The 23,027-nt window shown below is 33.0% G+C and carries 20 protein-coding genes; 17 read left to right on the forward strand and 3 right to left on the reverse strand.

Annotated elements, in window-relative coordinates; translation table 11 throughout:
* Positions 1-14: 14 nt before the first annotated feature.
* Entirely contained in the window at positions 15-362 is a 348-nt protein-coding gene (locus HMPREF3267_RS08730; RefSeq protein WP_014533359.1) for a Na-translocating system protein MpsC family protein, read from the reverse strand.
* A gap of 145 nt (positions 363-507) precedes the next feature.
* On the reverse strand, positions 508-1,302 hold the full coding sequence (gene tagH, locus HMPREF3267_RS08735) for a teichoic acids export ABC transporter ATP-binding subunit TagH (RefSeq protein ID WP_002459832.1): 795 nt from the start codon (positions 1,300-1,302) through the stop codon (positions 508-510).
* Positions 1,303-1,700: 398 nt separating this feature from the next.
* On the opposite strand from tagH, the gene HMPREF3267_RS08740 reads away from it, so the two are divergent.
* The 5 genes from HMPREF3267_RS08740 (at position 1,701) to tagD (ending at position 5,523) form a co-directional block, all read left to right on the forward strand.
* Positions 1,701-2,513, forward strand: a complete 813-nt coding sequence (locus HMPREF3267_RS08740) for an ABC transporter permease (protein ID WP_002492956.1) — start codon at positions 1,701-1,703, stop codon at positions 2,511-2,513.
* A 72-nt stretch (positions 2,514-2,585) separates the two neighbouring features.
* Positions 2,586-2,777, forward strand: a complete 192-nt coding sequence (locus HMPREF3267_RS08745) for a hypothetical protein (RefSeq protein ID WP_062078620.1) — start codon at positions 2,586-2,588, stop codon at positions 2,775-2,777.
* A gap of 92 nt (positions 2,778-2,869) precedes the next feature.
* Positions 2,870-3,958, forward strand: a complete 1,089-nt coding sequence (tarB, locus tag HMPREF3267_RS08750; protein WP_002459829.1) for a teichoic acid glycerol-phosphate primase TarB — start codon at positions 2,870-2,872, stop codon at positions 3,956-3,958.
* On the forward strand, positions 3,955-5,022 hold the full coding sequence (locus HMPREF3267_RS08755; RefSeq protein ID WP_002459828.1) for a glycosyltransferase family 2 protein: 1,068 nt from the start codon (positions 3,955-3,957) through the stop codon (positions 5,020-5,022). Before tarB ends, HMPREF3267_RS08755 begins: the two co-directional genes overlap by 4 nt.
* 102 nt (positions 5,023-5,124) lie before the next feature.
* Positions 5,125-5,523 carry a glycerol-3-phosphate cytidylyltransferase gene (tagD, locus tag HMPREF3267_RS08760; RefSeq protein ID WP_002459827.1) on the forward strand — a complete coding sequence of 133 codons (399 nt, stop codon included), beginning with the start codon at positions 5,125-5,127 and terminating at the stop codon, positions 5,521-5,523.
* A gap of 333 nt (positions 5,524-5,856) precedes the next feature.
* Here the strand turns inward: tagD and pbp4 are convergent, their stop codons facing one another.
* Positions 5,857-7,155, reverse strand: a complete 1,299-nt coding sequence (gene pbp4, locus HMPREF3267_RS08765; RefSeq protein ID WP_002459826.1) for a penicillin-binding protein PBP4 — start codon at positions 7,153-7,155, stop codon at positions 5,857-5,859.
* Positions 7,156-7,448: 293 nt separating this feature from the next.
* On the opposite strand from pbp4, the gene HMPREF3267_RS08770 reads away from it, so the two are divergent.
* From HMPREF3267_RS08770 to HMPREF3267_RS08830, 12 genes are all read left to right on the forward strand, one after another.
* Entirely contained in the window at positions 7,449-9,176 is a 1,728-nt protein-coding gene (locus tag HMPREF3267_RS08770) for an ABC transporter ATP-binding protein (RefSeq protein ID WP_002479400.1), read from the forward strand.
* A gap of 310 nt (positions 9,177-9,486) precedes the next feature.
* Positions 9,487-10,974, forward strand: a complete 1,488-nt coding sequence (locus HMPREF3267_RS08775) for a glycosyltransferase (protein WP_062078622.1) — start codon at positions 9,487-9,489, stop codon at positions 10,972-10,974.
* Positions 10,975-10,995: 21 nt separating this feature from the next.
* Entirely contained in the window at positions 10,996-13,164 is a 2,169-nt protein-coding gene (locus HMPREF3267_RS12350; protein WP_081095656.1) for a bifunctional glycosyltransferase/CDP-glycerol:glycerophosphate glycerophosphotransferase, read from the forward strand.
* A gap of 512 nt (positions 13,165-13,676) precedes the next feature.
* Positions 13,677-14,906 (forward strand): NupC/NupG family nucleoside CNT transporter, encoded by a 1,230-nt coding sequence (locus HMPREF3267_RS08790; protein ID WP_002459821.1) that lies wholly within the window; start codon positions 13,677-13,679, stop codon positions 14,904-14,906.
* A gap of 558 nt (positions 14,907-15,464) precedes the next feature.
* On the forward strand, positions 15,465-15,734 hold the full coding sequence (locus HMPREF3267_RS08795; RefSeq protein WP_002459820.1) for a hypothetical protein: 270 nt from the start codon (positions 15,465-15,467) through the stop codon (positions 15,732-15,734).
* A 250-nt stretch (positions 15,735-15,984) separates the two neighbouring features.
* Positions 15,985-16,827, forward strand: a complete 843-nt coding sequence (locus tag HMPREF3267_RS08800; protein ID WP_002459819.1) for a YitT family protein — start codon at positions 15,985-15,987, stop codon at positions 16,825-16,827.
* Positions 16,828-17,240: 413 nt separating this feature from the next.
* Entirely contained in the window at positions 17,241-18,038 is a 798-nt protein-coding gene (locus tag HMPREF3267_RS08805) for an ABC transporter ATP-binding protein (protein WP_002459818.1), read from the forward strand.
* 26 nt (positions 18,039-18,064) lie between these two features.
* Entirely contained in the window at positions 18,065-19,069 is a 1,005-nt protein-coding gene (locus HMPREF3267_RS08810) for a FecCD family ABC transporter permease (RefSeq protein ID WP_002459817.1), read from the forward strand.
* Complete coding sequence (locus HMPREF3267_RS08815; RefSeq protein ID WP_002493018.1) at positions 19,066-20,082, forward strand: FecCD family ABC transporter permease; 1,017 nt, start codon at positions 19,066-19,068, stop codon at positions 20,080-20,082. The genes HMPREF3267_RS08810 and HMPREF3267_RS08815 overlap by 4 nt, the downstream gene beginning before the upstream one ends.
* 518 nt (positions 20,083-20,600) lie before the next feature.
* Positions 20,601-20,978, forward strand: a complete 378-nt coding sequence (gene dhaM, locus HMPREF3267_RS08820; RefSeq protein WP_002459815.1) for a dihydroxyacetone kinase phosphoryl donor subunit DhaM — start codon at positions 20,601-20,603, stop codon at positions 20,976-20,978.
* Between the two features lie 116 nt (positions 20,979-21,094).
* Positions 21,095-21,598 carry a hypothetical protein gene (locus HMPREF3267_RS08825; RefSeq protein WP_002459814.1) on the forward strand — a complete coding sequence of 168 codons (504 nt, stop codon included), beginning with the start codon at positions 21,095-21,097 and terminating at the stop codon, positions 21,596-21,598.
* 317 nt (positions 21,599-21,915) lie between these two features.
* Complete coding sequence (locus tag HMPREF3267_RS08830; protein ID WP_002479394.1) at positions 21,916-22,983, forward strand: YkvI family membrane protein; 1,068 nt, start codon at positions 21,916-21,918, stop codon at positions 22,981-22,983.
* Positions 22,984-23,027 lie beyond the last annotated feature (44 nt).

Raw genomic sequence — 23,027 nt, forward strand, 5'->3', positions numbered from 1 at the left:
CCTTAGATTGATAATTATTCGATTGTTTTGTCAAAGACGAATATAGAAACGACTTCATCCGTTTTTAAATCAACATCTGTAAATAATTTTACAAATTTTGCACCAACAAGTTTCTCCATTTCAGTTGGAGGGTTTTGCTGATATAAAGCTTTTATTTCTTCGGTTCTGCCATATTTCAACATGCTTTTAAAATCGTCATTTCTTAAATAGAAATTTTCAACTTTACTTAAGCTTCCGGTCATGTGACAGACAGCCCAATTATCTTTAAAGAATACTTTAATATTTTCTGGGCCTTTACCGATATATGACTTACGGTATGCACGTACAAGGTTTGCAAATTGTTGTGATGTCTTGTTAGTAATGACTCAATCACCTACTTTTCCAAACGCATAAAATGTGTCTAATTTGTTACATCTGTTTATATCATAGTACTGATTAGGTTATTTGAAAAGTAAAAAACTCAAAATTTATGAATTTTTTTGTTTCATAAATTTTGAGCTAGTGTCATTATTTTATGATAAAGCGATTTGCATCCAAGTTTTTACGAAATGCTTTTTGTTCTGCTTTGGATTTTTTCCTGAATTCTTTTAAAAATTGTTCGTATTGAGGTAAAACGTCATCAATATCACCAAATTCTTTGAGTTTACCGCCCTCAATCCAAGCGATTTTCGTACAAAATTCTTTAACTTGACGAATGTTATGACTTACAAAGAAGATGGTTTTGTTCTGTTCTTTAAATTCATAGATTTTATCTAGACATTTTTGAGTGAACGTTTGGTCGCCTACAGATAAAGCTTCATCGATAACTAATATGTCAGGATTAACAGTTACATTGATTGAAAAACCTAATTTTGCACGCATACCACTTGAATATTTTTTCACAGGTTGATAAATAAACTCACCTAATTCACTGAATTCAATAATTTGTGGCATAAGTTTCTTAATTTCTTTGCGTTTAAAGCCCATGCAGAGCATTTTAAACTCAATGTTATCAACACCACTAAGTTGCCCATTAAGTCCAGCGTTAATGGCGATGACACTTACATCACCGTGACGCTCAATATCGCCAGATGTAGGGGATAGAGAGCCGCCAATCATATTGCTTAACGTAGATTTGCCTGAACCGTTGATTCCAACTAGACCAATCACATCACCTTCATGAGCAGTAATTGAAACATCATCTAAAGCGAAAAAGGTATTGTTTTTATGCTTTGGAATTAGCGCATCTTTAATGCGTTCTTTGTTTGTTCGATAAATGCGATATTCTTTTGTAACATTTTTAATGTTTACCGATACGTTCATAATTAAACCTTCCTTACGTGCATTTGTATAGATTATAATATATCACACATCAGTTGTGAAATTTATTAACCTGGTGTAAAGTGAATAGAAGATTTCAGTGATACATCATAAAAGATATCACTCGACTATTAAGATGATTACATATTGATGAAAGATACTGCTAAAACGATAAGTTTGGATGAAATTTATCGATATTTGCCAACTTAAAGCTACTTTTTAAGTTAAATGATAGTATAATGGTTAAGTAATAAAGTAAACGTGTGCAACAATAAAAGGTAACTGTTTACAACTACAGGTTATCGTATGAGTGTGTAACACAGGTTATGCATGCGCAAATAACAGTGGACAGTCAAGTAAAAATAGAAATATGTAATACGTTTGAAAGTGTGGTTTATACGATGTCAGCAGTCTTAACTGTGTTAAAAGAGCATATAAAAAACTTTTATTTAATTCAACGTTTGGCACAATTCCAAATTAAAATTTCTAACCATAATAACTATTTAGGAATTGCATGGGAATTATTAAATCCAGCGTTACAAATTATGGTTTATTGGCTTGTGTTTGGTTTAGGAATTAGAAGTAACAATCCTATTGATGGCGTGCCTTTCGTACTATGGTTATTAGTGGGTATTAGTATGTGGTTTTTTATCAATCAAGGAACATTAGATGGTACGCGTTCTATCTCTCAAAAATTTAATCAAGTTGCTAAAATGAACTTTCCATTATCTATTATTCCAACATATATTGTGACGAGTAAGTTCTATGGACACATTGGCTTGTTAACATTAATTATTTTAGCATGTATGGGTGCAGGGATTTATCCATCTATTCATATCATACAATTGTTGATTTATGTGCCGATTGCGTTCTTCTTTACAGCATCCGTAGCTTTATTAACATCGACACTTGGGATTTTAATTCGAGATACACAAATGATGATGCAAGCGATTATGAGGATCTTATTTTATATGTCACCTATATTATGGATGCCGAAAGACCACGGTGTGAGTGGCATTATCCATAATATTATGAAATTAAATCCAGTCTACTTTATTGCTCAATCTTATCGTGCCGCAATATTATTCCATGAATGGTACTTTATTCAGCATTGGAGATTATTAGTATACAATATAATAGTCATACTATTCTTCTTCATCGTTGGATCAATACTCCATAAACGCTATCGCGATCACTTTGCAGACTTCCTATAATCAACATCCACTAGGCTGAGACATCCAAACATGTCCCAGCCTAAAAAAATGCGGGGGCCCCAACACAGAGAAATGCGAAACGCATTTCCACAAGCAAAGGAAGTTGGGGTTGGGGCCCCAACAAAGAGGCTTTCCAAAAGAAAGCCAACGGACAAGGCAAGTTGGGGTGGGCCCCAACAAAGAGAATTTCGACAAGAAATTCCACAAGCAAAAGAAGTTGGGTTCCAACAAAAGAATTACGTTAAAATCGTGCCTTGTTTCTAAGAAATAGTTATGGCATATTGTACAGCTTTTATTTTCTATCTATTGTAGAATCATTTATAATTTTAAACATATTATATTTTTGGCGGTGACTTATGAGAATTTTAATCAAGAAACTCTATATGGCCATTATTCGTAGCTTAAATATGTTGTTTTTTCCTGTAAAAGTGAATAAGCAACATATTGTTGTATTTATGACTTTTTATGAAGATATGATGCCCATCATTAAAGCATTAGTGCAACAGTCATATCAAATTACGGTTATTGGACCTAAAAAATATCAACAAGAGGTTGAGTCATTAGGTCATCTAAACTACTTAATTGCTGGTAATAAAGGTGTCATTCAACATATTAAAGCATTAAGCTCAGCTAGGGTAATATTAATAGATACGTATTATCTTATGTTAGGTGGTTATCGAAAAAAAAGAGGCCAAACGATTATTCAAACCTGGCACGCATCAGGTGCTCTTAAATTATTTGGTCTCCAAGATCATCAAGTAGATACTGCAAACACACAAATGGTGACACAATATAAAAAAGTTTACGATGCGACAGATTATTATCTTATTGGTGGAGAAGAAATGGGGAAGTGCTTTGAAGGTGCGTTTGATGCGCAGGCAGCACAAATGCTTAAATTTGGGCTGCCTCGTTTAGTAGACTATCAACAGCAGGATATGATAAAAAGGCAGCGCGATCTCAAACAGCAGCATGGGATAACGAAGAAACTCATCGTTTACGTTCCTACATATCGTGAAGACCATGGCAACAATCGCAAAATAAACAGTGAAAAGATTGAACAAGCATTGCCAGAGTATCGTGTGATTAGTCAATTTCATCCAAGCATCGTCCATCAATCTTCAGGAATATCTACGCAAGAGTTATTGATTATGGCTGATGTGCTTATCAGTGATTATAGTTCATTGCCCATTGAAGCAAGTTTATTACACAAACCAACATTATTTTATGTTTATGATGAAACGGAATATCATGATCAGCGTGGATTAAATCAATTTTATTGGACGATTCCTGAAGTTTACAAAGTGACAGATGAAGCGGAGATAATTAATAAATTGAAGAATGATAGTACACAACTTAAACCGTTATTTGAGAGTTGGCATGATTATAATTCAACACAGAGTTTAATGTTATTGATGAATTTTATTGATAAGTTGGTGAAAAAATGAAAATAGCAGTTATCATACCTGTATATAATGCTGAGACAACAATACGTCAGGCAGTAAAATCTATTGATACCACGCATGATGTTGAAATTATATGTGTAAATGATGGATCTACAGATGCTACGCATGAAGTATTAGAAGCACTCCAAAAAGAAGTAAAAAATATGAAAATTATAAAACAAGCTAATCGTGGTGCTGCTGCGAGTAGAAACATTGCACTGGAAGCCATGTCTGCCGATATCGAGGGCTTCTTATTCCTTGATGCGGATGATCAATATTTATCAGGAAGTATCGACAAACTAGTGCACTATTTTAACAAATATGAAGATACGGATGTTGTTATCGGACAAATGGTACGAGGAAAAGAAGGGAATTGGCGTGATATTCCTACGCATGAAGTTTTAAAACAAGAAGCTCGGGTTACATTAGCAGAATGTCCGGAAGTTCTACAGTCAATCGGACCAAGTGCTAAGTTATTTAGTGCTAAATTTAAAAATGAGCGCTTTGATGAAGATGTCGTCTACTGTGAAGAACATACATTTATGGGGCGTGTGTTCTTAAAGGCTAGGGATATTCAATTAATTCCAGACGTGGTATTAGGCTATAATGAACGAGAAGACTCTATTACTGCTAAAATTGCAGACCAATTTTTACCTTATCTAAATGATGCTAGACAAGTACGTTCTAGAATGATGTCAATTCTATTATTAGATAATGAGAAGATATATTATAGCCATCGTTTAGATAATCTCATTGTTAGTTATTTGATCCAAAATTATTTATTAAAGTATCCTAAAATTGATATAACTGTGATTGAAGCAATCATTCAATATATTAGAGATATGCAGCATACGCATTATTCAGGAGATGCTTTATTTAGAGTGATTCAAGCTGTTGAACAGGGTGCATCGCATTGGACTAAAGAAACTTATAAATTGTGGAGACAAACGTTGTTAGAAGTTGGCGTTGGAAGACCTAAGCGTTTATTGGCTTTTGAATTTAGTGTAACCCCTAAAAAAGTGCGTTTCACTAGTAAACAGAGAATCAAGAAGTTATTAAAAAAATAATGCAATAATTATAAAGTGACATCTAAAAGATGGTGTAAAGAAATTATTTATGCTACATTAAGATTGTAAATTTTTAGTTAAGGATAAGGAGTTTAACATATCATGAGACGAGTCATTACTTATGGCACTTACGACTTATTACATTATGGCCATATTGAATTGTTAAGAAGAGCACGAGAAATGGGAGATTATCTCATTGTGGCACTTTCTTCAGATGAATTTAATCAGATTAAACATAAAAAGTCATATTATGATTATGAACAACGTAAAATGATGCTTGAGTCAATTCGTTACGTAGATTTAGTAATTCCAGAGAATGACTGGGGTCAAAAAGAAACAGATGTTGAGCGCTATGAGATAGATACATTTGTTATGGGTCATGATTGGGAAGGCGAATTTGATTTCTTAAAAGATAAATGCGAAGTAGTTTATTTAAAACGTACAGAAGGCATTTCTACAACGCAAATTAAACAAGAGCTTTATGGTAAAGATGCAAAATAAAAAGTTAGAGATATAAATCCTTAAAGAAGCACAAAGATGATTTGAAATTTACAATCGTCTTTGTGCTTCTTTTATAATCAATACTTCATATTGGTGGCTGAAGTTGTCTTGTTCCCTCAAGCGTTTCGCAATGACATTTAATATAAAAATAATGAAGAGGGTCTAGGACATTATTATTTTTTAGGCTATGAACTAAATATTGGTAGTAGTTGACTGGATTGAAAATACGCGGACGCCAAACTTTTTTCAATCCAGTCAACCTTGCCGGAGCGGGACTAAGAATTCATAATGAATGCTGTCCCGCTTCCTTAAACTAGGTATCCTAGGTTGTTATTATTTTCTTTTAAACAAACGTTTTATAACTTGGTAAACAATCAGTGCGATGGCAATGATAAGTAAACCAATAGCGGTGGATGTTATGATTGGATGATCTTTCCATGTGCTTTTAGCTATGGTATCTGCTTTATGAATCATAGGTTTCTGAACTTGAACGGTTGGTGGGCCGTATTGTTTAGAAATAAATTGACGTTTGTAATCTAAATGGACTTCACCATCGTTAATGACAAATTGGTAGTCTTTAGCGTGTAATGTTTTAGGAACAACATCGTAAAGATCTTTTTTGATATAATATGTTTTACCATTGATATTATGTTCGCCCTTAGAAAGTACTTTTTTGTATGCATATTGATTGAACGAACTTTCCATTATAGCGTTGCCCATTTTATTTCTCTCTTTTTCGCCACCGAGATTATTATAATCACCTACGCCTAGAATAACTTGGTTAATTCTAAACTTACCACGTTTTGTTGTAATAGTATGGTTGTAATTAGCAATATCACTAGAACCGGTTTTTAAACCATCTGTTCCTGGTAAGCTTAAGCTAGCACCTTCTAATGAATGATTAAATGTATAATACGTTACACCGTGTTGCGTTGGTGCGAGTTGTTTTGTAAAGTGAAGTATATTCGGTGTATCTGCGATGACATGTTGATCAAGAATTGCATAATCTTTTGCTGTAGATGTTGAATTATTATCATTTGTTGTTAGTTTAGGTGCAAATTCTTGCAGTTGCGTGTTTTCTGCCCCAGTTGGGTTAGTGAAATATGTATGCGTCATTCCAAGCTCTTTAGCTTTTTTATTCATAAGCTTTGTAAACGAAGTGACGTTGCCTGATACTTTGTTAGCTAATATTAATGCAGCTGCATTGCTTGAATTAGATACAGTAATTTGTAGTAATTCTGCAATGGTATACACTTCTCCAGGATAGAGTTTTGTATTACTTAATTCAGGTAACGTTGACATGCGATAATGATTTTGTGTGATTTTCACTTTATCATCAAGCGATAAGTCTCCTTTTTTGACAGCTTCTAATGTTAAATACATCGTCATAAGCTTAGTCATCGAGGCAAGATACCATTTTTTATTTCCATGGTAATTATACAAGATTTGTCCAGTTTGACTGACATTAATTGCACCTTCTGGATCGTATGCAGCAGTTATGCCAGTATAGCCATATTGGGTAGCGATTTGACTTGGGCTTAACACAGCATCCGACTCTGCAGCAAATAGATAAGGGGTAAACTGAGTAAAGCTAACAAGCACCAATATAAGTATTATAAAAATTTTTTTCATAAATTGAGTCCTTTTCTTTGAAGTTAGAATGCTCACATTTTACCACGAATATACTTTTAATAAAACTATAAATCTGATAATTAAGATGTTTTAGTACTTTATTGAATTTAAAAAAATATTAAATGTGTGTTTTTTTAATATTAGTATTATACTAATACTATAGAACTCGGAGCTTAGCAGTGTTATAGTAACAATAAACTGTGATAGTAAATAAGAAATGATTGAAAACAGTCAAAATAACAGAAAATAGCAAGCTTCATAATAAATAAGATAAAAATTGTAGAGGTAAAAGCATGAAAGCACAAAATCCATTATTTTTCCTGTTCAAAAAACTTAATTGGCCAGTTGGGTTGATTATAGGAGCAGTTATTATTACTAGTTTAGGTAGCATTAGTGGTTTATTAATTCCACTATTTACCGGTAAGATGGTTGATAAATTTTCAATGAGTAGTGTTAACTGGCGTACTGCCGTCATTTTTGGTAGCATTTTCATCTTAAATGCTTTGTTAAGTGGTATCGGCCTATATTTGCTAAGTAAAATTGGTGAAAAAGTAATTTACGCCATACGTTCTTTGTTGTGGGAACATATTATTAAACTAAAAATGCCATTTTTTGATAAAAATGAGAGCGGTCAGCTTATGAGTCGTTTAACAGATGACACAAAGGTAATTAATGAATTTATTTCACAAAAATTACCTGATTTGTTGCCATCAATTCTAACGCTCGTGGGTTCTCTCATCATGCTATTTATCATGGATTGGCAAATGACATTATTAACCTTTATTACGATTCCAATTTTTATTGCGATCATCATGCCTTTGGGTCGTATCATGCAACATATTTCTAAAAATACACAAACAGAAATTGCTAATTTTAGTGGTTTATTAGGCCGTGTATTAACTGAAATGCGTTTAGTTAAAGTATCTAATACTGAGAGAAAAGAATTAGATAACGCGCACAGAAACTTGCAATCTATTTATAATTTAGGTTTAAAACAAGCTAAAATTACAGCAGTTATTCAACCCATTTCGAGTGTGATTATGCTGATCACGATTGCTGTCATTTTAGGATTTGGTGCCATACGTATCGCCAGTGGTGCCATCACTGCCGGGACATTGATTGCGATGATTTTTTATGTGATTCAATTATCTATGCCATTGATAAATTTATCGACATTAGTTACCGATTACAAAAAAGCAGTAGGTGCTAGTAATAGAATTTATGAAATTATGCAAGAGCCAACCGAACAGACTGAAATCACTGACGAAGAAGCAATTAACATCGTTGACGATGGAGAATTAACATTTGATCATGTGACATTCAAATATGATGTAAAGGATATATTGAAGGATGTATCATTTCGTATTCCACAAGGTCAGGTTAGTGCCTTTGTAGGTCCATCAGGTTCTGGTAAAAGTACGATCTTCAACTTAATAGAGCGCATGTATGATATTGATGGGGGAGATATCAAGTATCATAACCAAAGTATTTATGATATCTCACTGTCTAAATGGCGTAATAAAATAGGATATGTGATGCAGTCTAACTCCATGATGAGTGGGAGCATTCGCGATAATATTTTATATGGTATTAATAGACAAATTTCTGATGAAGAACTCATTGAATATAGTAAGTTAGCTAATTGTCATGATTTTATTATGCAATTTGATGATGGATATGACACGTTAGTAGGTGAACGTGGTCTTAAGCTTTCTGGTGGTCAACGCCAACGTATCGATATTGCACGTAGCTTTGTAAAAAATCCGGATATTTTATTACTAGACGAAGCCACAGCAAATCTAGATAGTGAAAGTGAACAAAAAATTCAAGAAGCGTTAGAAGTGCTCATGAAAGGACGTACAACGATTGTAATCGCTCACCGCTTATCGACAATTAAAAAGGCAGGACAAATTATCTTTATTGATCAAGGCCAAGTAACTGGTGAGGGTACGCATTCAGAGCTAATGGCTGAGCATGACAAATATCGTAAATTTGTTACGACTCAAAATTTATCAGAATAATTTTAGAGCTAGACTTTAAAACAATGAAATGATAAACAATCTTTAAGCTACGAATTAATAGATTTAATTTGAAATTATTTTATGAATATGAAATAATCAACTCTAATTTAACTATATCTAAAGCAAAGATGATTAAAGTTGAGACACAAAAATACCGACTTTAAATAGCGTCAAATTCATTTGTATCTTAAGTTAAGATGACAATATGAAGTTGGCGCTATAATGGCTTTTATATCACTTGCAAATTTTTTGCTATTGATGCAGACGTTAATCACTGTGCGTGATGCTTTGATATATTGGAGGAGATTATGTGTTATATACGGTGACTTCAACCTTACCGCCAGTGCATGGTGGAAGAACGAAATCATTATTAAAAAGGATTAAATTTTTAGAGGAAAAATTGAACAAATCATCGACAATATTGACGACAAACTATAATCCTAACTATAAAAAAGTGTATGATAAATTCAAACAACAAGGGATTATTACGGAAAATTTGAAGATTGATAATATTTATGATTGGCTAGCAGATTATAAATTGTTAGAAAAACCAAAAACGAAGTCACTATTGCACCGAGGACCAAAGGAAACCGCAGTTAAAATACCTGGGTTGACTTCTAAAGTAAAGGGAAATACGGTTAACTATTATCAACATGAACAACACGTAATGACTAGAAAATATTATAAGCATTCTAACGTAATGAAAACAGAGGAGTTACTTGCAACTGAAACGAAAGTTAAAATTCAACGTAAAGACTACACTGTAAACGGTAAACTGCATAGAATCGTCACGTATAACCCCAAAAACACCTTCAAGTTGAAAGAACAATACTATGAAAAAAAGGGTACGCTTTATTTAGAAAAACATTTTTCAAATGATCAAGAAAATAAACTGTTTCAAATTATTTATTATCCAAAGCATAAGTCTCGACGGGTCTTTAATACTGAAAAAGAAATGTTTACCTATTATTTTAATCATGTTTTGTCAGATGGCAGCGTGGTATTCAATGATGCACGACTATTAGATCGTTCATTGATTCAGTGTGAAAATAATATTAAACGTATTTTAGTACTTCATAGCAATCATCTTGAACATGGTAAAATCCGAAAGTCTTATGGTTTGGCTTTAGAAAATAGCGCGTCTATTTATAAATATCTTGTGTTGACTCACTATCAAAAGGCAGATATTCAGCAACAATTTAATATAAGTGATGATAAGATTGAAGTGATTCCACATTTTCAACATCAATTATTGACCGAACCATCCGAGAAAGTTGATGATTACTTCTGTTTTATTGGCAGGATTGCTAAAGAAAAACAGCTCGATCATCTTATTCATGCTTTCCAACAATATTTGGCTAAAGGATATAATAGTCAACTTCATATTTATGGAGAAGATGTTGATAATCAAGTGTCATCTTTAAAAGACTTAACAACTGAATTAGGTATTTGTGATAAAGTAGTGTTTAATACGCATACAAATCAGCCAGAGCGTGTCTTTCAACATGCTACAGCGTCATTGCTGACCAGCCAATATGAAGGCTTTGGCATGACGATTATGGAAAGTATTCATAACGGTTGCCCTGTGGTATCATATGACGTTCGGTATGGACCTAGTGAGCTGATTATTGATGGTGAAAATGGGCTATTAATTGATGCGGGCGACGTGACCGCTTTTGCTAATGGAATAGAAAAAGTTAGAAATATCAAGCGTGAAGATGTAAAATTAAGTGAAAAATTTAGTGAAGCTGCAGCGGTAAAAAACTATCAAAAACTTATCCAAGAGATAAGTAACTAAAGTAAAATGGAGCGAAACATATTGAATAAATTATCGGTTATTGTGACATATTATAACAATGAAGACCATATTGGTGATTGTATCACCAGTTTAAAAAAACAGAGAAATCAAGATTTTGATATCATTATTGTCGATGACGGTTCAATAGATGCATCGACAGAAATATTACAACAGCAATTAGCAACGTATGATAAAGATGTGACATTCGTTCAAATCGAACATAACTCAGGTCATGCACATGCACGAAATGTGGCATTAGACTATGTTGATACCCCATATGTGATGTTCCTTGATGCGGATGACCAATTAGCAAGCTATGCAATAGACTTTTATTTAAACCATGTGAATGGACTTGATGGCTTGATTGCTCCCATTCATAAGTTTACCAATCATCGACCACAGTACGTTGATAAAGATAAAGTACGTTTAGAGTATTTATCACACCAAACAAATCCTAATTCTTTTTTACGAAAACATACAGTTTGTAATATATTATTCAGAACAGCTATTATTAAAGCCCATCACATTAGATTCAATGAAAGTTTAAGAATTTTTACAGATATGTCATTTACACTGGAATATTTGAAATACGCTGAACATTTTGTCAGAGTTTTTGACTTCCCATTTTATTATCGTGGAGAAGTTTATGATCCATTTAATGGCAATACATTAAGTGATCAAGATTTTGTTTTGACATTTGATGATTATGTGGAGAGCTTTTTCGATGCGATGCAACGTACTGATAATAAAAAAATTCAAAGCTTTTTAATAGATAAAATGAAAAATGAAATTAAACAAGGATTTGATCCATCATTAAGAGATATAAAAGCGCGTTATGTTGCATTGGAAGACAGTTTAATTAAAGTGGTTAAAGCAGTGAAATGGAATATTATTCGAGATGGTAAATTACTTTATAATCTTGAAGTGCTTTTCCTTGCTATGAATGATGTGGACCATGCGAAATATATCAATAAGTTACGTAAAAAAACGAGATTAGTCAAAGATATTGTTACTAATAGTAAAGCGAAAGAACGCTCAAGATATCAATTGACAGATGATAAAGATATTGTAGATGACAAGACAATTGTCTTTGAATCATTTGGTGGTAAAAATTATAGTGACAGTCCGAAATATATTTATGAATATATGCAACAACACTACCCACAGTTAAATTATATTTGGGTTTGTACTAGACCAGAACAAACTGTCATTCCAGGAAATGCTATTAAAGTGCAAAAAGGTTCTAGGGCGTATTATCAAGCATATGCTAAAGCAAAATATTGGGTTTCTAATGCTCGTCTACCACTGTACTTAAATAAAAAAGAAAACCAAGTATATATTCAAACATGGCATGGTACACCACTTAAGCGTTTGGCTAATGATATGAAAGTTGTCAGAATGCCAGGAACAACAACAGCAAATTATAAGAAGAACTTTTATTCTGAAGCTTCACGCTGGGATTATTTAGTGTCTCCAAATAGATATTCTACAAATATCTTTAAAACTGCTTTTTGGATGGATGAGGCCCGTATTTGGGAAATAGGATATCCACGTAATGATGTCTTAGTCACACGTCAAAATGATACAGATTATCTAAATCAAATTAAGAGAGATTTAAATCTCCCAGAAGATAAAAAAGTAATCATGTATGCACCGACTTGGCGAGATGATGAATTTGTCAAAAAAGGACAATATCTATTTGATTTAAAAATCAATTTGGCTAACTTACAAAAGCAAATCGGTGATGACTATGTGATTTTATTGCGTATGCATTATTTAATTGCAAATGCTTTAGATTTAAATGGATATGAAGATTTCGCGATAGATGTTTCTAATTACAATGATATTTCAGAACTATATTTAATCTCAGATGCCTTAATTACCGACTATTCGTCTGTTATGTTTGATTATGGTATTCTAAAACGACCACAATTCTTCTTTGCTTATGATATTGAAAAATATGATAAAGGCCTTCGTGGCTTCTATATGGATTATATGAATGATTTACCAGGAGAAATTATCACTGATGAATTTAAATTAGCTGAAGAACTCAAACACATTGATAAACATAAAGAACGCTATAAAGATAAAATTGAGAAGTTTTATCAAGACTTTTGTTCACTTGAGAAAGGTCATGCTTCACAGTTTATTGGTGATCATATTTATAATGATATTCATCGTCATCAATAGTATAATTAATCGCCAATCAAATTTAGAATATTAATCATAGAATGAGACGCCCTAAATGTATTGTCAGAATTCATTTAGGGTGTTTTTATATTAATGATTTATAGTATTGTCTTAATTTTCAAGGGTGCTATCATAACTTTGGATGGATACTAATTTCCTTGAAGACTTGCCTCAGTCAATAGCTATTTATATAAAATTTGATAAATTATCACTAAATACCAGAAAAATACTAGATCTACAACACGATAAATATAATATTAATAAAAAAATGGCGATTTCTATTAAAAACAAAGTAGAAATTGCCATTTTCTTTGTTTAGAAACAATTTATATACTGAATACTATTTTGTTGTAATTATGAATTTGCTAAAACGTCATATCCTCTTATGGTAAGCCCGTGGTATAATATTTCATGTAGAATTTACAGATATTTTACATGTTTACTTTAAAAAGTGTATTCAAAATCTCATCTTAGATTGTTCATCTAAGGTGAAATAAAAAGGTAGGTGCCTTATGTTTTTAATTATCAATATTATAGGGTTATTTGTATTTTTAGGCATTGCTTATGCATGTTCGCGCAATCGGAAACATATTCAATGGAAGTCAATAGGAATATTAGTTGCACTTAATCTCTTTTTGGCATGGTTCTTTGTGTACTTTGAACAGGGAAGAAAAGTCGTTAGAGGTTTAGCTAACGCGATAGCTTGGGTTATTCAATCAGCGAATGAAGGAACTGGCTTTGCCTTTAAAAGTTTTGTGAGTGGGAAAATGATGGACATGGCAGTCAGTGCATTATTTCCTATTTTGTTAATTGTGCCATTATTTGATATTTTAATGTATTTTAACGTGTTACCTAAAATTATTGGGGGCATAGGTTGGTTACTAGCAAAAATTACGCGTCAGCCAAAGTTTGAATCATTCTTTGGTGTTGAAATGATGTTTTTAGGTAATACAGAAGCTTTAGCTGTTTCGAATGAGCAATTAAAGCGTATGAATGAAATGCGTGTGTTAACCGTAGCAATGATGTCGATGAGTTCGATTTCTGGAGCTATTGTTGGCGCTTACGTTCGCATGATTCCAGGAGATTTAGTCTTAACGGCAATACCGCTTAATATTATCAATGCTATTATTGTAACGTCATTGCTCAATCCAGTGACGGTTGAAGAACAGGAAGATATTATCTATAGTATTAATACGAATAAACAAGAACGTCAACCGTTCTTTTCATTTTTAGGCGATTCTGTCTTAGCTGCAGGCAAGTTAGTACTGATTATTATCGCCTTTGTAATTAGTTTTGTAGCATTAGCAGATTTGTTTGATCGTTTTATTAATCTTATAACAGGGTTAATTGCTGGTTGGATGGGCTTCAAATTTAGCTTTGGTTTAGACCAAATACTAGGTGCAATTATGTATCCATTTGCGCTACTATTAGGGTTACCAATAGACCAAGCTTGGCACGTGGCACAAGATATGGCTAAGAAAATTGTGACAAATGAATTTGTTGTAATGGGGAAAATTTCGAGTGTCATAGATACATATAGTCCACATCGACGTGCAGTGATTTCAACATTCTTGGTATCTTTTGCAAACTTCTCGACAATCGGAATGATTATTGGAACATTAAAAGGCATTGTCGATAAGAAGACATCAGATTTTGTGTCTAAATATGTGCCTATGATGTTATTATCTGGTATTTTAGTGTCATTATTAACAGCTGCTTTTGTTGGCTTATTTGCTTGGTAATGAAAAATAAAAAGCCCCTATGCTATTACATGACTAAATGTATAGTATTGGGGTGTACTTATGTTTAGTAAATAGATAAAAACCAAGCACGAACAGTAAGGACACACTCTTTGCACTTGGTTTTTATGGGAAATGAATATTAATGTACTTGTAACGGTAAGGACTAGGTACTGTCACAGTACTTCGAGCAAAATTTGTTTGTTAATATAAACAACACAAAGGAGATAACTTCTCTTAATAAGAAGTTATACACATTATAACAGAAGAGAACTAAAATGTGAATAGAAAATTCAGAAAATTTAAATTTGTTTATAAATTCATTGCTTAACTTGATTTTATGGCACGCATAGTATTTACTTTTTTAATAATTATAATGAATAGTTATCAGAAGTATAGAACTGAAAATGAAGTGCATCATAAAAGTGTTGAAAAGCTCATACTACTTGTAGTTATATAGAGGGTATGTTTATATTATAATCGAAAGGATTATGTAAAAAATGCTTAAGCAAGGCGATAAAAAGTACATATAGGACACTTATATAAGTGGGTGAATATAATATGGAACGTGTAATATATGGTATTAATATCCTTAACTATATCATCGTTTTAACTATGATTTTTATCTTTAGAGATGCGTTAAGTAGTTATGGATTTTACATTGTTGCTACCTTTAGTGCAACAAGTTTACTGTTATTACTATTATCTATAATTTATAGTATTTATTATCGATACAATGATGACTTGAAAAATCATTGCTACATTAGCGTTTTTATCAATTTATTTAATATCATAATTATCGCTACAGCACTTTTAATCTTTTTATTCTAAGCTTCAATGAAATATATACTTACGTAATTTATATTAAATTCGGTTGACTTGTAAATTAATTAAGAAAGAATAGAGCGAAATAGCAAAGAAGTAACGAACTTTGCTTTCGCTTTTTTTATATCTTATTTTCTAAAAGTAGCGACTTTAGTCTCAACTTTTAGAAAATTTAATCATCACAGGTTTAAATTTCATATAAAGTCTCGTATGATGTTTATATATTACAGCTTTTACCTAAGACATTGCAGAGGGGATGAGTATAGTGAATAAACTTATTAGAGATATAGTATTTGTTATTATAGGTTCTTTTATTTTTTCTGCTGGTGTGAATGCCTTTATTATTTCCGGTAATTTAGGTGAAGGTGGTGTGACAGGTATGGCAATCATACTTTACTATGCCTTTCATATTTCGCCGGCAGTGACTAATTTTGTTGCTAATGCTATTTTAATCATCGCAGGTTACAAGTTTCTAAGTAAACGAAGCACGTATTTAACCATTTTGGCAACCATATTAATCTCTGTATTTTTAGGATTAACTGAAAACTGGCATATTAAAACGTCAAATATCATTATTAATTGCATATTTGGTGGTGGTTCGGTGGGACTTGGTATTGGGATAATCGTGTTAGCCGGAGGAACAACTGCTGGGACAACAATTCTTGCACGGATTGCTAATAAATATTTAGACGTTAGTACACCTTATGCTTTGCTCTTTTTTGATTTAATTGTGGTGCTGATTTCTTTAACAGTATTACCAATAGAAATGGTATTAGTCACTGTTATTTCACTCTATATAGGTACTAAAGTTATGGAATATGTCATTGAAGGATTAAACACAAAAAAAGCAATGACCATTATTTCAAGTAAGTCTGAAGATGTAGCTAAAGCAATTGGTGAGCAGGTAGGAAGAGGCCTGACCATATTAAATGGGCATGGGTATTATACACGAGAGCAAAAAGATGTCTTATACGTGGTCATCAGTAAGACGCAAGTGTCAAGAGCAAAGCGCATTATTAAGCGTATTGATGATCATGCATTTTTAGTGATTCACGATGTGCGTGATGTCTATGGGAATGGTTTTCTTGTCGAAGAATAATCAAAGGAATAGAACAGAAATCGAACTTCTTAACAAAGGTTGTATTGTTTTGCACAATAATCATGCTATGTTGGAACACGTAGTGCTTATTTATATTTGTTGAATCCCACATGATTGTTGTTGGGAGCGGGACAGCATTCATTATAAATTCGTAGTCCCGCCCCGGCAAGGTTGACTAGGAATGAAAAAAGCGTGGTATAAGCGTATTTTCAATTCAGTCAACTACTGTCAATATAGTGTTCATCGCCTAAAATATATTGATGTCTCAACCATTTTGTATAAATAAAAAAGTTTGTTAGTCAATAACTTGTAAAGATGTTATAATAGCTTTTATGATAATGATTATCAATTGCGTTGTGACAATTAAAATATAGAATAGAAATAAATGAGAATAAATAGAAAGTTGGGGAATTATGAGTCGCTTGAATGGACAACAAGTTGAAATTGGATATGGTGATCATACGATAATTAATAACCTTGATGTAGAAATTCCTGATGGTAAAATAACATCAATTATTGGACCAAATGGATGTGGGAAATCTACGTTATTGAAAGCTTTATCTCGATTACTGTCGATAAAAAAAGGACAAATTATACTTGATGGTGAAAGTATTCATACACAGTCAACAAAAGAAATTGCTAAAAAGATTGCAATCTTACCACAATCTCCAGAAGTAGCTGATGGTTTAACGGTAGGTGAACTTGTTTCATATGGCCGTTTTCCGCATCAGAAAGGATTTGGTCGTCTTTCAGCTGAAGATAAAAAAGAAATTGATTGGGCATTAACTGTAACAGGAACATATGACTTCCGTCACCGCTCAATTAATGACTTAAGTGGTGGACAAAGACAACGCGTATGGATTGCAATGGCCTTAGCACAAAAAACCGACATTATATTTTTGGATGAACCTACAACATACTTAGATATTTGTCACCAGTTAGAAATTTTAGAACTTGTTCAGCGTTTAAACGAAGAACAAGGGTGTACCATTGTGATGGTCTTACATGATATTAACCAGGCTATTCGCTTTTCAGACCATTTGATTGCTATGAAAGATGGGGAAATCGTCGCAAACGGTACAACTAAAGAGGTACTTACAAAGGAAATTTTAGAACAGGTGTTTAATATTGATGTTGTGTTAAGTGAAGATCCACGTACAGGCAAACCATTATTAGTTACCTATGATTTGTTTAGTAAAACATACTCATAAAGATATTTTGAAAAGGATACGTTTTTATGTCGAGCAAAGTAAGTAAGAAAAGAATCAGTTTTATTGTTTATTTGATAGCGACAATAATATTGCTAATAATGGCATTATTATGCTCCATCCTAATAGGGGATGCTAAAATTGATTTTGGCACTATCATGGAAGCAATTTTTAATTATAATCCACATAATCAGCAGCATAATATTATTAGTGAAATTCGTATACCAAGAGATTTAGGTGCTGTCCTTGTTGGGATGGCTTTAGCAGTCGCTGGTGCTGTCATTCAAGGCGTAACTAAAAATGGATTGGCAGACCCTAGCTTAATTGGTTTAAATTCAGGTGCATCATTTGGATTGGCAACAACGTTTGCTTTTTATCCAAGTGCACCTTTTTTAATCATGATGTTGGCTGGATTTTTGGGAGCTATGATAGGTGGATTGATTGTCTTGATGATTGGTAGGTCAAGACGTGACGGATTTAATCCCATGCGCATTATTTTAGCTGGTGCAGCGGTCAGTGCAATGTTGACGGCTTTGAGTCAAGGGATAGCATTGGTATTTCGATTAAATCAATCGTTGACGTTTTGGTCAGCTGGAGGTGTATCAGGTACCACGTGGCATCAATTATGGTGGAGTGGTCCGATCATTATTGTTGCAATCATCGTGATGTTAACCATAAGTAAGCAGTTGACGATTTTAAACCTAGGTGAATCTTTAGCAAAAGGATTAGGTCAGAATGTAACGCTGATTAGAGGCTTAAGTTTAATTTTATCAATGGTACTTGCTGGTGTGGCAGTTTCTATGGTAGGGCAAATCGCATTTGTTGGTTTAATGGTACCTCACATAGTTCGATTTTTAGTTGGTACGGATTATGCTAAAGTATTGCCATTGACAGCGATTATGGGTGGTTTGCTGATGATTGTAGCGGATACAGTAGCGCGCATGTTAGGAGATGCTCCAGTGGGTGCAATCATATCATTTATCGGTGTACCTTACTTCTTATATCTTGTTAAAAGAGGAGGGCGTTCGATATGATTGATCCAAGACTTAGACGTAAACAAATCATTACATTTATTATCATCACGGTGTTATTACTTTTTGCATGTGCCCTAAGTGTTTCGACCGGTGAATATAAAATTCCTATGGATCGTTTTTTTAAGACGTTATTTGGTTTTGGAGAATATACTGACCAGCTTATCTTGATGGAATTTAGGTTTCCAAGAATGATTATTACTATTTTAGCAGGCGCCGCATTAAGTATGAGTGGCGCGATTATTCAAAGTGTTACTAAAAATCCAATTGCAGAACCAGGTATTTTAGGTATTAATGCTGGTGGCGGTTTTGCCATTGCCATTTTTGTTTCTATAGGGCAAGTTGATCCAGATAATTTCATTTATGTGTTACCACTCATTAGTATTATTGGTGGTGTAGCAACTGCACTTTTGATTTTTTCATTTAGTTTAAATAAAAGAGATGGCATTACGCCATCGAGTATGGTGCTTGTAGGTGTTGGAATGCAAGCAGCATTGTATGGCGGCTCGATTACGTTAACTTCTAAATTTGATGAAGATCAGTCAGAGTTCATCGCGAATTGGTTTGCAGGAAGTATATGGGGAGACGAATGGGCATTTGTACTTGCATTCTTACCATGGATTGTGATTATTTTACCTTATTTATTATTTAAATCTAATGAATTAAATTTAATTAACACACATGAACACATTGCAAAAGGCTTAGGTGTTAAATTAGAACGTGAAAGAATCGTGTTGTTTTTTGTAGCAGTAATACTTTCTTCAGTTGCCGTAGCTGTTGCTGGCTCGATTGCTTTTATTGGCTTGATGGGGCCACATATTGCTAAGACAATTGTTGGTCCAAGACATCAACTTTTCTTACCTATAGCAGTAGTAATAGGTGCGTTCTTGCTTGTTATTTCAGATACAATTGGTAAATTAGTTTTAGAACCAACAGGTATACCTGCAGGCATTGTAGTAGCCATTATCGGTGCACCTTATTTCCTATTTTTAATGTATAAAGCTAAATCTATTTAATAAAATTCGTGTTGGAATGAATCAAAAAGGTAAAATATTTAGCTAAGTCAATACAGCTAATACCATTTGTAAAAGTATTAATGAGCCAATGTGCTTGCTTTTTTATATTTTGATAAATTACATTACGATTGATAACTTGATGTTGCTGGGAGCGGGATTACGAATTCATAATGAATTTTGTACCGCTCCTTATATTTATGTGTTGGTAGTAGTTGTAGTAAATATGTGATATGCAGTTAAAACATTATGCATCCTTTATATAGCCATAAATGATATATCAAGCGGTTTCTTAAAATGAAAATTCGACAATGATGAAAGATTGATTTTAATGCATGTATCGTATATTTTATAAGTGAATATGACCTGGTCAAAACGGAAGGTAGAATCTTGTTGGGTTTTAAGTGGAAAAGTACAATTAATGTTGGCATTTCATATGTAATATTTTATATAATTTATAGTAATACAACTTGTGATAGATGGCAGAAGGTAAAAATACTAAATGCAGGGAGAGATGACTTATGACAGCAATTGTTTTGGTAAGTCATAGTGAAGCGATTGCAAATGGTACGAAAGACTTACTGAAGGATATCTCAAAAGATGTTAATATTATTGCATATGGTGGAGAAAATCATAAGTATGGAACGTCAGCAGACGATATTTTAACAATACTGAATCAATTAGAAGAAGATGCATTGTGTTTTTATGACTTAGGATCGGCAGATATGAATTTAGACTTAGCAATTGAGGCATATGATGGAAGTTTTCATATTTATAAAGTGAATGCGCCAATTGTGGAGGGTAGTTTTACCGCAACAGTAAATTTGTCAATGGGAGAAACTGTTGACAAAATATTAAATGATATTGAACAATATTCATTCAAAAAATCAACATTTTAATTATAAAATTAAAATGTAAAAGTTATACTGTGAAATTTTTGCATAGTGCATGCGAAAATGTAAGGTTTATGTTAAACTAAGGAAAATGAGTCCATCTGTGAAAGGAGGACATTAGTATGCAAGAACAAATAAAGAATTTAGTTTTAAATGGTAACTTTGATGCTGTAAGAGAATTAATGTCCGAAGCAGATTATTTAGAATTTGAAGAAGCATATATCTCAAGTGCGCATGAAGTTGAAAGCATGATGTTTTATACGTGCATTTTAGATATGATAAAAGATGAAGAAACAGCTGAATTACATGATTTAGCATTTTTATTACTTGTTTACCCATTGAGTGAAGCAGAAGGTGCGTTGAATTCTGCATATTATCATGCACAAGCATCTATTCAATTAACTGAAGGTAAAGAAGTGAAAAGCTTATTACAAATGCTGTTACTACATGCAATTCCTGAGCCAGTCATTTCAGATGCAAAAGCACTTAAAGTAGCTAAACAAATATTGAAATTAGATCCATCGAATAGTGTGGCAAGAAATATTCTTAAAGAGACAGCTAAACGTATGGATAACGTTGTTGTAGATTTCAACGAATTAAATCGCTATAAAGATGCACATTCATAATATCATTTAAGCTGCGTTAGAAAACCCTTAAACTTGTCAATTGATGAGTTTAGGGCTTTTCTTTTGTTGAAAACGGTTTGCATCTTATCTTCTACTTTCGTGTGTTTACTGTTATAGTATTAAGGTTAATTAGAAATTCAGAAGCAAAGATGCACTACATAACAAAAAAATGGGTAATATTACAACGAGCTCTATTGCTGTTTAGCATAGGCAATAACGCTGATTTGCACCGTCACAACAGCTTTATGCATACTTGCATATTGCAATCAGTACGTTATAATGCTCAATGTCTAAATTTTAAGGAGGTAATTATTTACATGGGGCTGAATAAAGAAGCTGTTAAAATAGGTTTCGCTTACGTCGGCATTGTTGTCGGCGCAGGATTTTCAACCGGTCAAGAAGTTATGCAATTCTTTACACCTTATGGTTTATGGTCATATATTGGTGTAGTTTTATCTGGTTTAATATTAGGATTCATTGGGCGCCAAGTAGCTAAAATTGGTACAGCATTTGAAGCGACAAACCATGAATCAACGCTTCAGTACATTTTTGGTGAAAAGTTTAGTAAAATATTCGATTATATTCTTGTCTTTTTCTTATTTGGTATTGCAGTTACAATGATTGCAGGTGCAGGATCTACATTTACTGAGAGTTTTGGTATTCCTACATGGCTTGGTGCATTAATTATGACACTGGTCATCTACGGCACATTACTTTTAGACTTCAATAAAATCGTACAGGCGTTAGGAATAGTAACGCCATTCTTAATTGTGATGGTCGTGTTAATCGCTATTGTGTACTTATTTAAAGGCACAGTACCTTTAAATGAAGTTGATCAAGTTGTTCCTAAAACAAGTATCGTTTGGGGCATATTAAAAGGTTTACAATACGGAGGATTAGCATTTGCTGTTGGATTTAGTACCATTGTAGCTATCGGGGGTGATGCTTCAAAACGTCACGTCTCAGGTGCAGGTGCAATGTTTGGAGGTATTGTTTATACTATTTTGTTAGCACTTATTAACTTTGCTTTACAAACAGAATATCCAAATATTAAAGATGCGGCAATACCTACATTAAACCTAGCTAATGAAATCAATTCTTGGTTAGGATTGATATTGACAATAATTATGTTAGCTGTCATGTATAATACGATATTAGGTTTATGCTATTCATTTGCTGCACGTTTTACTGAACCGTACAGTAAGAAGTATCATATTTTTATAATAATCATGATGATTGCAGCATATATTTTAAGCTTCGTAGGCTTTGCTGATTTAATTAACTCACTTTATAATATTATGGGAGTTGTAGGATTATTTATTGTTGTTGCAGTACTTATAAAATATTTTAAACGTAAAAATGACAATAAAAAACATATTGCGTAAAGAATCATGGCAATTACGCTTTACAATTAAATTAAGTTGTTTTA

It is taken from the genome of Staphylococcus sp. HMSC62D11 (genome assembly GCF_001839145.1).
Classification (GTDB): Bacteria; Bacillota; Bacilli; order Staphylococcales; family Staphylococcaceae; genus Staphylococcus; species Staphylococcus lugdunensis.

Coding starts and splice junctions, on each gene's coding strand:
- HMPREF3267_RS08825 (WP_002459814.1), top strand. CDS start 21,095: ATGCAAGAACAAATAAAGAATTTAGTTTTAAATGGTAACTTTGATGCT.
- HMPREF3267_RS08755 (WP_002459828.1), top strand. CDS start 3,955: ATGAAAATAGCAGTTATCATACCTGTATATAATGCTGAGACAACAATA.
- HMPREF3267_RS08800 (WP_002459819.1), top strand. CDS start 15,985: ATGAGTATAGTGAATAAACTTATTAGAGATATAGTATTTGTTATTATA.
- tarB (WP_002459829.1), top strand. CDS start 2,870: ATGAGAATTTTAATCAAGAAACTCTATATGGCCATTATTCGTAGCTTA.
- HMPREF3267_RS08830 (WP_002479394.1), top strand. CDS start 21,916: ATGGGGCTGAATAAAGAAGCTGTTAAAATAGGTTTCGCTTACGTCGGC.
- pbp4 (WP_002459826.1), bottom strand. CDS start 7,155: ATGAAAAAAATTTTTATAATACTTATATTGGTGCTTGTTAGCTTTACT.
- HMPREF3267_RS08795 (WP_002459820.1), top strand. CDS start 15,465: ATGGAACGTGTAATATATGGTATTAATATCCTTAACTATATCATCGTT.
- tagH (WP_002459832.1), bottom strand. CDS start 1,302: ATGAACGTATCGGTAAACATTAAAAATGTTACAAAAGAATATCGCATT.
- tagD (WP_002459827.1), top strand. CDS start 5,125: ATGAGACGAGTCATTACTTATGGCACTTACGACTTATTACATTATGGC.
- HMPREF3267_RS08815 (WP_002493018.1), top strand. CDS start 19,066: ATGATTGATCCAAGACTTAGACGTAAACAAATCATTACATTTATTATC.
- HMPREF3267_RS08740 (WP_002492956.1), top strand. CDS start 1,701: ATGTCAGCAGTCTTAACTGTGTTAAAAGAGCATATAAAAAACTTTTAT.
- HMPREF3267_RS08770 (WP_002479400.1), top strand. CDS start 7,449: ATGAAAGCACAAAATCCATTATTTTTCCTGTTCAAAAAACTTAATTGG.
- dhaM (WP_002459815.1), top strand. CDS start 20,601: ATGACAGCAATTGTTTTGGTAAGTCATAGTGAAGCGATTGCAAATGGT.
- HMPREF3267_RS08790 (WP_002459821.1), top strand. CDS start 13,677: ATGTTTTTAATTATCAATATTATAGGGTTATTTGTATTTTTAGGCATT.
- HMPREF3267_RS08810 (WP_002459817.1), top strand. CDS start 18,065: ATGTCGAGCAAAGTAAGTAAGAAAAGAATCAGTTTTATTGTTTATTTG.
- HMPREF3267_RS08745 (WP_062078620.1), top strand. CDS start 2,586: ATGCGAAACGCATTTCCACAAGCAAAGGAAGTTGGGGTTGGGGCCCCA.
- HMPREF3267_RS08805 (WP_002459818.1), top strand. CDS start 17,241: ATGAGTCGCTTGAATGGACAACAAGTTGAAATTGGATATGGTGATCAT.